This is a genomic window from Alkalibacterium putridalgicola (genome assembly GCF_040959045.1).
Classification (GTDB): Bacteria; Bacillota; Bacilli; order Lactobacillales; family Carnobacteriaceae_A; genus Alkalibacterium; species Alkalibacterium putridalgicola.
The window spans coordinates 813,047-825,301 of the sequence record NZ_CP162615.1 but is presented as its reverse complement, the minus strand read 5'-3'; the positions used below and the strand labels follow the sequence as shown (position 1 = coordinate 825,301).

The following is a 12,255-nucleotide window of genomic DNA, read 5'->3' as shown; positions in this document are numbered from 1 at the left end:
TGACGAGCTGAAAAGGTACGGCCGATCGCTTCACACTATTTTCCATTGCCAGTCATCAGCAGAAACGATACAATTAAATAGTGACCAAGTTTACTGTGAAGGATGACCTCAAATGAAAAAGAAACTGTTATGGATCAGTGTATGGACCTTTATACTGGGTTTTATTCTGATGTATCTGAATTTTCAGCTCGTATATTTCCTGGGTATCGCGGCACTGTTCGTTTTCACGCTCTGGCAGATGCCCAAAGCCAGCGGTGAGTATTCTGATGAAGAATATGCCTACGAAAAGCGCAAGACGATCTGGACGATCAGCATTGCAGCCGCTTATATCTCTGCCGGCTTTCTTGCACTCATTCTGCAGACGTTCGTCTTGTAGAGACTGTCGATTTTCAAGGATAAACAATAAGACATGAACCAGTCGGGGCTTCCCTTTTTCACTAAAGGCGAGCGTCAGACGGTTCATGTCTTTTTGTATTGTATTCTGTTTAACTGTTTCTCAGCATATCGATTTCTTCATCCGTGAGGGGTCGGTAAGCGCCCAGTTCCAGTTGGGGATCCAGTTTCAGTTCCCCCATTGACAGGCGCTTCAAGAAGATCACCGTTTTGCCGACAGCCTCCATCATGCGTTTGACTTGATGGAATTTACCTTCCTGGATGATGACTTCCACGCGTGATTTGCCGGATGCTTGGTCCGTTTCCAGAATGATCAGTTCAGCCGGCATGGTCTCGAAGGATTCGTGATCGTCGGTGAGCGTGATGCCTTCTTTGAATATTTTGACATCTTCTTCCGTGACCAGTCCCTCGACTTCTGCAAAGTACTTCTTGTCTACGTGGTGTTTAGGTGAAAGCAGACGATGGGTCAGTTTTCCGTCGTTGGTCAGGACCAACAGCCCCTCTGTATCGATATCCAGCCGACCGACCGGATGCGGCTCCTGAAGACTGTCCTGTGGTTCCAGTAGATCCAGGACCGTTTCATGAACATGGTCTTCAGTCGCGCTGATGACGCCTTGAGGTTTATTCAGCATGAAGTAAACAAATTCCTGGTAGTCGATGCTTTCCCCGCCGACCGTCACGGTATCTGTTTCAGGGTCGACATGCGTTTTCGGATCGACAATGATTTCATCGTTCACTTCGACGATTTTCTTCTTCAGTAGTTTTTTCACTTCTTTGCGTGTACCTAACCCGCTGTGGGCCAGTAATTTATCTAAACGCATAATAACTCTCCTTTCGTCTCGCTCGCTTATCTGTTATCTGTCTAATTCATTCTCAGTTTACGTCTCACACTAGCAGCTTTGGCTCCGACCAGCCGATCAGCCAAACGTGTTTTCAGTGCCAGCGATCCGTATATAAGGATACCGACCACTGCAAGTACCGCCAGAGCGATCAGGGACTGTAACCGGCTGTTGTAGTCGATAAAGAAGTTCAGTCCGAATTTTGTCAGTCCAGTGCCTGCGCCCATCACTAATGAGATGAGTAAAATCAGCAGTGAACGTCTAAAGAGACGTGTGGCAGAATAATGTGTGTTTTTGTGCATGATAGTCATCATCAGGCCGCAGCTGACTAAAAAGCCGGCTATGGCTGACAAGAGCATGCCATAAGGTCCAAATAGCCAGACGAACAGTACCTGACTGATGATCTTCACGACCAGTCCCGTAAGCAGGGCTTTGATCGCCGGACGCGTCAGATTAGATGCCTGCAGGATGTTCCCGAGGACGGCATATAAAGCAACAAAAATACTCATGGCAGCCGATACCTGTGTGATGCTGGTACCCAAGTCACTGTGGCCGTAGAAGATGGCATACAGCGGCTCGGCAACGATAGCCATACCGATGGCAGCCGGGAACATGGCGAACAAAAGGAGCTGTACGGCTTTAGAAAACTGTCTTCTGACTTCATTCATATTATTTTTCGCGATCAGGTCACTGATCAACGGAACGGAAGCGATCGACAGCGCCGTACCAAATGACGTCAGCACCATGATCAGCTTGTGCGCATTCCCCTGCGTAATGCCGTATGTTTCTTCGATCATGTCCAGACTCATATCAGAAAAGGCACGCATCAGTGGACTGTAGGTCAGCTGGTCGACCATCTGGAAAACGATGATACCTGTAGCAATAATGATAAACGGGATCGATGTTTTGATGATATTGACGATCAGCTGATTGGGAGACACGGAAACTTTCCCAGCACTTTCTTCCGGTGCATAGTCAAAGGCCGTCTTCATGTGTTTGAGATTATAGGCCAGAAAGCCCAGTGAGAACACCGCGCCTACAAATGCCGCAAAGGTTGAATACGCCACGGCTGTGACGACTTCTCCACCCATCACCTGTCTGATCATATAGACGGCGCCTAAAAGGAAGATGATCCGTGTCAGCTGTTCCAGGATCTGCGAGATCGCTGAAGGGGCCATATTATTGTGGCCCTGGATAAAGCCGCGGGTCACACTCTGAGCCGGGATGATCAGCAAAGCCGGCGTGAGGGAGCGCATGATGATCACGGCTTCACTCGTACTTGACGACGGACTGGACTGGGCGATTAGAGGGGCTATGAAATACATGACCAGCGCAGACAAGACACCAGTGAATGCCATGATTTTAAGACCCTGTTTGTATATCCCTTTGGAGACTTCATACTCACCCAGAGCATTGTAATAACTGACCTGCTTTGAAATGGCAGAAGGCACACCCGCTGTGGCCAGTGCCAGGAAAAAGCCATAGGGCGTATATCCCATCTGATACAGTGCCATGGCCGCGTTCCCTGGTTCCTGACCGCCCATCCAGGCAAACCAGGGGATAACATATAATGCTCCAAGGATCCTTGACGTCATACTTCCGGCAGTCATCCATGCAGCTCCACTGACCATTCTACTATCGTGAGAGTCGTCTTTATGAACTGCCTTATTTGTTGTATCGTTATTCATTTTATTGAAACCTTCTTTCAAAGAATCCTTTTGTGTTGCGCTAAAAGGTCAAGCACTTTACTTAAACATTCAATATAGCGGATTATTATTTTATTCAGAAAAAAAGGAGCACACGGCTCCTTTTGACCTAACCCCTATTTTACTGTTTTAATCATAAGGGCGCAATCGTTTAGCGTAAAGATTCATGAAACGTTCCAGAATTGTCACTCAATCGTTATATTACCTTTCTTCTGACAACTGCTGACTGGCGAACAACTGATAAAGCGGGTGAGTTTTCAGCAGTTCATGATGCTGTCCCACGCCCGTCAACCGTCCTTCTTCGATAAAGAGGATCTTATCCGCGTCCAGGATCGTTGACAGCCGATGGGCAATGACGAAGGTCGTCCGTCCCTCCATCAGTTTATTCAAAGCCTGTGAAACGATTTTTTCAGACTGACTGTCCAGACTGGCTGTTGCTTCATCCATCATCAGTATCTTGGGATTTCTTAAGAAGGCCCGGGCGATATTGATGCGCTGACGCTGTCCGCCAGACAGTTTGATCCCGCGTTCGCCGATCTCTTCTTCGAGTTTATCCGGGAACTGTTCGATGAATGTCTTCGCATAGGCCATTTCTAGCACTTCCCACAACCGGTCTTCTGTCAAACTTTCCGGGTTCGTCAGTCCATAGCAGAGATTTTCTCTGATCGTTCCCGACATCATTGCATTTTCCTGAGACACATAGCCGATCTGACTGCGCCAGGACTGCAGACTGATCTCTTCGACCGGCATATCGCCCACACGTATCACACCGCTGTCCGGGGTATAAAACCGTTCGAGCAAGGCAAAAAGCGTCGATTTCCCGCCCCCGCTCGGTCCGGCAAAGGCGATCTTCTCACCCGGCTGTGTTTCAAACGAGATCTGCCTGATGACTTCCTTGTCTGATTCATAGGAAAAGCTCACGTTGTCAAAAGTTATCGGCAGATCGTCGATCTCTACTTCTTTGCCCTCAGCTTTCTCTTCTTCTTTTTCGTCGAGGATCTGGGCGATCCGCTCGGTGGCCCCGGCCGCTTTCTGGATTTGCATGAAGAAGTTCATGAAGGTGGTGATCGGAAAGATGACCTGGAACAGATACAGCAGGAAAGCGACCAGCTGTCCCGTCGTCATAACGCCGCGTGCTACACGGACCCCACCATAGCCGATGACGAAAACCATGACCCCCATCATCAGCGTGTACATCAAAGGCCCAATAATGGCGATGTACTTGCCCTCTTTCAGACCGATACGATACAGTTTATTAATATTCTGCTCGCCTTTATTTTTTTCGAATGTTTCTGCTGTCGAGGATTTCATCAGTCGTATCTCTGCGATCGTCTGCTGGACTTTTCCGGAAAACTGAGCGGTTTCGTCCTGCATTTCCCGGGAAACTTTAGCGATGCGTTTACCTAGAGGACGCGTAAGGATCAGCGCCAGCGGGACGGCTGTGAGCATGACCAGTGTCATCTGCCAGTCCATGACGATAAGGATGAAGAAGATGCCGATCAGCGTCAGGATCCCGTTGATGAACTGCGGGAAGAAGGATGAGATCAGGTTCTGCACGATGGACGTGTCATTCGTTAGACGGCTGACGATTTCTCCGGAGGCATACCTGTCAAAGAACGATACCGGGAGCCGGATGATTTTGTTCCAGAGAAACTCTCTCAAACCCGCCACCACATGCTGCCCGATTTTATGTAAGACATAGTTTGAAAAGCCGTTGAATAAGACTTGTACGATAAAGATACCGATGACTGCGGCGATCATCCACGGGGTAAAGAAATCAAATTCAATACCATCGATAAACTGCTGGGTGGCCAGCGGGATCATCAGCTGGGTCACTGTGGAGATGATGCTGCCAGCCAGACCAATGGCAATTAGTCCTTTGGATATGTTGGTCGACCACAAGAGACGGCTGAATTTTTTCAGGTCCTGCTTGGTCGGTGTTTTGAGTTCTCTTTTCCTGTCCATAAAAACGCTCCTCGATTCTTGCTTCATTAACTGTTTCAATGCTCTCTTTTATTTTAACGCATCCTCTGGTAGTAAGCTATTAGAAATGAAGAGGTTGAGCCGGCTGGCTCAACCTCTACCCTTATTGGTTCTTTCTTTTTCGCATTTTCCGGTGACTGCTCCAGCCTTTTTCTGGGTAAGACAGGATTTGTCGGTTGCTGTGCTGTCTTGTTGGGTATTACCGAAACTCATAGGCTACTGTAAGCCCCAGCTTTGGGAATGCTTGCTTATTCCGGGAACTCAAAGCTTATAAGCCTTGCGAGTTCCGGTTATAGACTGCTATAGCACTATCTCAAAAATCAAATGGTCCAGGAGTTGCGGTTATCAGCCGGGATAATAGGAGCCCGACCCCATTGCTTTATCCGAGTTAGGGTTATAGGCTCTTATAATAGTAACCCAGACTCTCTAGAACTAGCCAGTTGGGATTATGGCCCGTGATAACAGGAACTCGCTGCCCAGTAACCTAATGAGTTATCGTTATCAGTTCCAATAAGAGGATCTCATGTACCTGTAATCTCCTGAGTTACGGTTAAAGACGCTCCCCGGCAAAGCTTTCCTGTCGTCCCCATCAATACTAGTCCAACCCAATGACGTTTTTCATTTAAATAGGAAAAGGAATCAGCCTGAGCTGATTCCCTCTACATTAAATCCTTATAAAAAGCTTAATTCGCTACGATATTGACCAGTTTGCCCGGGACAACGATCACTTTACGGACCGTTTTCCCTTCGATAAACTCCTGGATGCGTTCATTTTCCATGGCCATCGCTTCCAGTTCTTCCTTGGCGATGGAGCTTGATACCTGTGCCTTCGCACGGACCTTGCCGTTCACCTGGAAGACTACGGTGACTTCGTCTTTGACCAGTTTGGTCTCGTCGAAAGTCGGCCAAGGTTCGTAAGAAATACTTTCCTCAGAACCTGTGACTTTAGCCCAAAGTTCTTCGCCCAAGTGCGGTGCAACAGGCGCTAAGAGCTGAATGAAGCCTTTGACATAGTCCAAAGGCAAACCTTCTGCCTTATAGGCCGCGTTCGTGAAGACCATCAGCTGTGAGATAGCCGTGTTGAACTGAAGCTCTTCATAATCTTCGGTCACTTTCTTGACAGTCTGGTGGTAAACCACTTCAAGCGACTTGTCGTTATAGGTCGTGATGCGGTCACGGAGCTTGCCGTCCTCGTCAACGAATAGACGCCAGACGCGGTCAAGGAAACGGCGCGAGCCTTCGAGTCCTTCTTCGCTCCAGGCAATCGCTGCGTCGAGCGGACCCATGAACATTTCATAGACTCTCAGCGTGTCTGCCCCAAACTTGTCGACCACATCGTCCGGATTGACGACGTTGCCTTTTGATTTCGACATCTTCTCGTTGTTCTCGCCCAGGATCATGCCCTGGTTATACAGTTTCTGGAACGGCTCTTTGGTTGGGACCAGATCCAGATCATACAGGAATTTGTGCCAGAAGCGTGCGTACAGTAGGTGCAGCACGGCATGTTCTGCTCCGCCGATATACAAGTCGACCGGCAGCCATTTCTTCAGTTTTTCAGGATCAGCCAGCATCTCCGTGTTGTGCGGGTCGATGAAGCGCAGGAAGTACCATGAGCTGCCTGCCCACTGCGGCATGGTGTTCGTGTCGCGCTTGCCTTTCATGCCAGTTTCTTCGTCCACGACATTGACCCAGTCGGTGATATTGGCCAGCGGTGATTCACCAGTGCCTGACGGCTTGATCTCCGTCGTTTTCGGCAGGATCACAGGCAGGTCTTCTTCAGGGATCGTCGTAGTCGTGCCGTCTTCCCAGTGGATCACAGGAATCGGTTCGCCCCAGTAACGCTGACGGGCAAAGAGCCAGTCTCTCAAGCGGTACGTCGTCTTGCGTTCGCCGATGTTTTTTTCTTCAAGGAATTCGATTATCTTGTCTAAAGCCTCTTCAAGTCCGAGTCCATTCAGGAAGTCAGAGTTGATGTGCTTGCCGTCGCCGACAAAAGCTTCTTTCGTGGTATCTCCGCCTTCTAATACCGGACGGATCTCCAAGTCATACTTCTGAGCGAATTCAAAGTCGCGTTCGTCATGTGCCGGTACAGCCATGATCGCACCTGTCCCGTAGGAAGCCAGCACATAGTCGGCGATCCAGATCGGCATTTCCTCGCCATTGACCGGATTGACAGCATAGGCCCCTGTGAAGACGCCTGTTTTATTTTTATTCAAGTCGGTCCGCTCAAGATCGGATTTTTTGTCTGCTTCTTTACGGTACGCATCGACCGCTTCTTTCTGGTCAGCCGATGTGATCTTGTCGACCAAGTCAGACTCAGGCGCCAAGACAGCATAAGTCGCACCGAACAGGGTGTCTGGGCGTGTCGTGAAGACGGAGAAGGATTCTTTAGAATCTTTGACGTCAAAAGTCACTTCGGCCCCTTCAGATTTGCCGATCCAGTTGCGCTGCATGTCTTTGATATGTTCAGGCCAGTCCACGTCTTCAAGATCTTCGAGCAAACGGTCGGCGTAAGCTGTGATCTTAAGCATCCACTGTTTCATCGGCTTGCGGTAGACCGGATGTCCGCCGCGTTCAGATTTCCCGTCGATGACTTCTTCATTGGCCAGGACTGTTCCAAGTGCCGGGCACCAGTTGACAGGGACTTCTGCCTGATAAGCCAGGTCGTGTTCCATCAGTTTGGTGAAGATCCACTGCGTCCATTTATAGTATTCAGGATCCGTCGTGTTGATCTCTCTTTCCCAGTCATAACTGAACCCAAGCGAGTTGATCTGACGCTTGAAGGTCTGGATATTTTTTTCTGTAAATTCTGCCGGGTCATTCCCTGTATCCAGGGCGTACTGCTCTGCGGGAAGTCCAAAGGCATCCCAGCCCATTGGATGCAGGACGTTATAGCCCTGACTGCGTTTCATGCGTGAAATGATATCTGTTGCGGTATAACCTTCCGGATGCCCCACATGCAGGCCTTGACCAGATGGGTACGGGAACATATCCAACGCATAGAAGAATTCCTTATCGTCGTCTTCCGTCGCTTTGAATGTGTTGTTTTCTTTCCAGAAATTTTGCCATTTCTTTTCGATCTCGTGATGATTAAAAGACATGTTGTTCTCTCCTTTTTTGTTTACCTCTTCTTATCCGTTGTTCGTGATCCCTCCGCCAAATAAAAAAGCCCTATGATCAGCAAAAATTCACTGAGCATAGGGCGTTAAAGTCGCGGTACCACCTATATTTGCCGCCTGCTACTTAAAGAATACCAGGCAACCTCTTTCCTTAACGCGGAAAACGTCTTTAAGTCTTTGATAGCTTAAAGCTGCATCGACTGCGGGCGAGTTCAGTTAGCGTCTCGTGTATTTTCACCAGCCATACACTCTCTAAGTCAGACGATTCACTTACTACTCCTGCAAAGCATTTAAATCTTGGTCTTATCATACCAAAGCTTCGAGACCGCCGCAACACTTATTTGACGCTAAAGTATTCTTGAAGAAGAAAGTGCATCTGATCAATGGAACAGCTGTACGCTGGCGAATATCCTTTTGATAACCCGTCAGCAAGACAAGTGAACAGAAAAAGTATCGCCACTTGTCCTGCTAATCCTATTATGAGACAAGTGAGCCCCAAAATCCTCGCCACTTATGCCGCAAATCTGAATATGGGATAAGTATGTCTCAAAATCTTCCTCACTTGTCCCGCAAACAGCTTACTGGAACAAGTGACGCTATAATAACGCGTCACTTGTTCCAAAAACCATTCAATCGATCCCAAAACAGTTGAAACCCAGCCACAAGGAACGCAGCTGGGTTTCTCACTATATTAGACCGTCAAACGCTGATCCACGAAGATCAGATCACTTTTCAGATCGTTCAGTTCTTTGAGTTCTCTGACTGACAGGTTCAGCGCCTTAGCAATATGCGACAAGGTGTCGCCCGACTTCACCGTATAGGTTTTGTCTTTTGCATCCGTTTTTGCTGACTCAGGCTTTTCATTTTCAGCAGAAGGTACGTTGACCGTCAGTTTCTGATTGACAAAGATGATGTCGCTTTTCAGCTTGTTCCATTCTTTCAGCTGGCTGACCGTCACCTTGAATTCTCTGGCGATACGGGACAGCGTGTCCCCTGCTTTGACCTGATAGGTCTTCACCTTCGTTTGTTCAGAAAGATCAGGTTTAGACGGCGTTGGTTTCACGTTATCTGTTTCCTTATCCTCTGCGTCAACGCTGGCATTTTTTTGCCCGAGCTTCAGTGTCTGTCCGACATAAATACGGTCTGCATTTTTGATGTTGTTCAGTTTCATCAGCTGGGTCAGTGAAACGCCGTAAGTACGTGCGATAACGCCGAGTGAGTCGCCGGCTTTGACTGTGACAGTTCTTGCTGCATTGTCTACGGCATCATTCTGCTGGTCATTTTTTACCGGTTCCGTCTTTTCTTCTTCGACGTGAGGGATTCCGTTGACCTTCAACTTCTGACCGACATAGATGACGTCTCGTGTCAGTCTGTTGGTTGACTTGAGTTTGGAAACGCTCGTATCAAAGCGTTTAGCAATATGGCTTAAAGTGTCGCCTGACTTCACGGTGTAGGTCGCGTCGACTGGTGCTTCTTCTTTTATAGGCTTGTCTGCCGGTTTAGACGGTTCAGGCTTGGCGTCCTCTACCGAATTGCCGGATATGCGCAGTTGCTGGTTCACGCGGATCAGATCACTGGAAAGCTTGTTCAGTTCTTTCAGCTGAGCGACCGTCATGTTGAATTCTTTAGCAATGTGACTTAAGGTGTCGCCGGCTTTTACTGTATAGATGTCTTCGTGTCCGGACGGTGTAGCCTCTTCTGATTCCGGTTTATCCTGCTTGTCTTCTTCTTTTACAGGCTGTTCACTAGAATCCATTGCCGTCTTTGGAAGTGTCAATCGCTGGCCGACATAGATCCTGTCTGAAATCATCTTGTTGGCTTCCTGAATGGCTTTCACCGTCGTCTTGTAACGCTTGGCAAGCTGGGACAGCGTATCCCCGCGGACGACTAAGACAGATGATGCATCGTCTATGTCCTCTGATTCTTTTTCATCCTGTCCACTGTCTTCGTTGACTTCATCTTCAGCATCTTCAACGGGCTTATCGTTCTCTGCCGGCACTTCTACGGTACCAGGAATTATCAGCTTCTGGTCGACATAAATAGTGTCCCCGGTGAGTTTGTTCATTGCTTTGAGCTGGGCCACGGTTATGCCAAAGCGTTTGGCGATCTGAGAAAGTGTATCGCCGCGTATGACTGTATAGCGGTTTACTACAGACTCGCTGTCCTCAGTTACTTCTTCTTCAACTGGTGTTTCAGAAGAGTCGTCTTTATCCTTATCGAGTTCTTCGTCTTCTATAGGTGCGTCTGCATTATCATCTGAATCTTCAGCATCCTCAGACGGCGTTTCCGGCGTCTCTGGTTTTACAGGTGTTTCTGGCTTTTCATCAGCATCCTGCGCTGGCACGATGAGTTCCTGACCCACGAAGATCAGATCACCGGTCAGTTTGTTCGCTGCTTTCAGCTCACGAACGGTCGTGTTGAATCTCTGTGCGATCCGACTGAGTGTATCCCCGCTGATGATCTTATAGGTCGTTACTTTTTCGTAAGGATTTTCTGGCGTTGCCGGATTTTCCGGTGTGCCGGTCTCTGCGCTGTCTTTATTCACGTCGACCTGGTCAAAGCGCGTCAGGTCGAACTGTTCGATGATCCTGTTCAGTTTAGATGCATAAGTTGGATCGGTGGCATATCTTCCCTGCAGCCATAGTGTGGCGTCTTTATAGCTCGTTGTGTTTTCGGCCCAAGTCCCTGAGTAAAAGGCAGAATTGCTTCTTAGACCCTTGCGCAGAAGATTGGCATTATCCTGGAGCGACTCTTCATAAGACGGATATTTCTTGAAGTTATCAGTGATCGTGATCCAGCCTGTATTCGGATAATACTCCTGCGTACGTTTGGCTACGGATTCGCCTTTATACGAACCCTTGATGCCGAACAAGTTATGATTTGGCGGCAGGGACAGACTGCTCTTGCCGTAACCGGACTCCAAGCTGGCCTGGGCGATCATGACAGAGGCATAGATATTCTGTTCGCTGGCCACACGCTGGGCATATCCCGAGATGTTTTTCACGAATTCCTGCGGTGTGCTCACCTTATCTAAATCATCTGGTCTGGTCGGCTGCGGAACCTTGGCCTCTTCTTTACCCGCTTCATTTATAGCCAGGACCTGACCGACCGATAAACGGTTGACGTTAGTGATGTTATTCAGTGCAGCTAATTCAGCCACTGTGGTCTGGTATTTTTGTGCGATCTTGCCCAACGTATCTCCCGACTTGACGACATAAACCAGAGCCTCTTCCTCTTCTTCAGCTGCACTTGGCGTCTCTTTTGTTTCAGATGGTTCTAGAATCTCAGTAGGTCTGACAGTTTCGACATTTTCCTCATCCTTGACTTCCTGAACCGGGTCCGTGCCATCTACTCCCTCCGGCTCATCAGTTACTGCTTCAGTTGCTTCTATGTTCTGCTCTAATAGCTCTTTATCCTCTTCTTCTGATGTGGCAGCTGTCTCAGTTATGTTAAGGACTTTTGGCTGTGCATCTTCTTCTACTGCAGTATCCAGGCCGTCAGTATCCTGATCGTCTGTCATTTCTACTGTTTCTTCAGCTTCTGTATTTGAATCATCAGTAAGACTGCGCTCAAGGAGTGCATTGAATATCGTATCCAGTTGCTCATAAGTCAGTGAATGGCTATGTAATTGCTCCAATACACTTTCTCCACCAGCCAGTTCGATCATTTTGATCAGCTGATTTTTGATGATCTCAAGTTCTTCTTTCTGTTCCTCTGTCAGTTCTGTGATCACTTCGGCCGTTTCACTGTCTGCTTTATCATCTGCTTCAGTGTCTGCTTCATCGCTTTCGGTTCTTTCGATCTGGTTGTACTGCTCATAAAGGTCTCCCAGCTTTTCCTGGTCGATATCCAGTTCTTCTGCATTCACTGCTGGACTAAATCCGCCAGAAGCGACCAGCCCGGCCAGTATCCCTGTGGATAAAGCAAAAGATTTTGTCTGCGATTTTAGATGTATTTTAGTATTAAGGGGCATGTAATGTCTTTTCATCATGTAATAATTGCTCCTCTCAAATATATATCTTGTTCTGTTCATATATTATAACGCTCTTTTTTAAAAAGAGAAATGCCTGAACTGCTTTAAATCGTTTTGTTACCATATCGTAATATAAATAGTGTTATAATCTAACTAACCATTTACTAAATATACGAGACTGTCAGCACTTTTTGCTGCTCATTCAGTACGTCTCACTAAATATACCCATAAAGGAGTTTATC

6 protein-coding genes are annotated in these 12,255 nt (G+C 47.9%); 1 reads left to right on the top strand and 5 read right to left on the bottom strand.

Features of this window, described 5'->3' with window-relative positions:
- Positions 1-112 precede the first annotated feature (112 nt).
- Complete coding sequence (locus AB4027_RS04095) at positions 113-376, top strand: hypothetical protein (RefSeq protein ID WP_091487367.1); 264 nt, start codon at positions 113-115, stop codon at positions 374-376.
- Between the two features lie 109 nt (positions 377-485).
- Here AB4027_RS04095 and AB4027_RS04090 read toward each other — a convergent pair whose 3' ends face one another.
- The 5 genes from AB4027_RS04090 to AB4027_RS04070 all read right to left on the bottom strand — a co-directional run bounded on the left by AB4027_RS04090 (position 486) and on the right by AB4027_RS04070 (position 12,031).
- Positions 486-1,214, bottom strand: a complete 729-nt coding sequence (locus AB4027_RS04090) for a pseudouridine synthase (protein ID WP_368646079.1) — start codon at positions 1,212-1,214, stop codon at positions 486-488.
- A 41-nt stretch (positions 1,215-1,255) separates the two neighbouring features.
- Positions 1,256-2,920 carry a polysaccharide biosynthesis C-terminal domain-containing protein gene (locus tag AB4027_RS04085; protein ID WP_368646078.1) on the bottom strand — a complete coding sequence of 555 codons (1,665 nt, stop codon included), beginning with the start codon at positions 2,918-2,920 and terminating at the stop codon, positions 1,256-1,258.
- A 219-nt stretch (positions 2,921-3,139) separates the two neighbouring features.
- Positions 3,140-4,903, bottom strand: coding sequence for an ABC transporter ATP-binding protein (locus tag AB4027_RS04080; RefSeq protein WP_368646077.1), 1,764 nt, complete (start codon positions 4,901-4,903; stop codon positions 3,140-3,142).
- Between the two features lie 701 nt (positions 4,904-5,604).
- A complete protein-coding gene (gene leuS / locus AB4027_RS04075) occupies positions 5,605-8,022 on the bottom strand; it encodes a leucine--tRNA ligase (RefSeq protein WP_368646076.1) in 2,418 nt (805 codons plus the stop codon).
- A 709-nt stretch (positions 8,023-8,731) separates the two neighbouring features.
- Entirely contained in the window at positions 8,732-12,031 is a 3,300-nt protein-coding gene (locus tag AB4027_RS04070; RefSeq protein WP_368646075.1) for a LysM peptidoglycan-binding domain-containing protein, read from the bottom strand.
- Between the last annotated feature and the right edge of the window lie 224 nt (positions 12,032-12,255).

Coding starts and splice junctions, on each gene's coding strand:
- AB4027_RS04095 (WP_091487367.1), top strand. CDS start 113: ATGAAAAAGAAACTGTTATGGATCAGTGTATGGACCTTTATACTGGGT.
- AB4027_RS04090 (WP_368646079.1), bottom strand. CDS start 1,214: ATGCGTTTAGATAAATTACTGGCCCACAGCGGGTTAGGTACACGCAAA.
- AB4027_RS04085 (WP_368646078.1), bottom strand. CDS start 2,920: ATGAATAACGATACAACAAATAAGGCAGTTCATAAAGACGACTCTCAC.
- AB4027_RS04080 (WP_368646077.1), bottom strand. CDS start 4,903: ATGGACAGGAAAAGAGAACTCAAAACACCGACCAAGCAGGACCTGAAA.
- leuS (WP_368646076.1), bottom strand. CDS start 8,022: ATGTCTTTTAATCATCACGAGATCGAAAAGAAATGGCAAAATTTCTGG.
- AB4027_RS04070 (WP_368646075.1), bottom strand. CDS start 12,031: ATGATGAAAAGACATTACATGCCCCTTAATACTAAAATACATCTAAAA.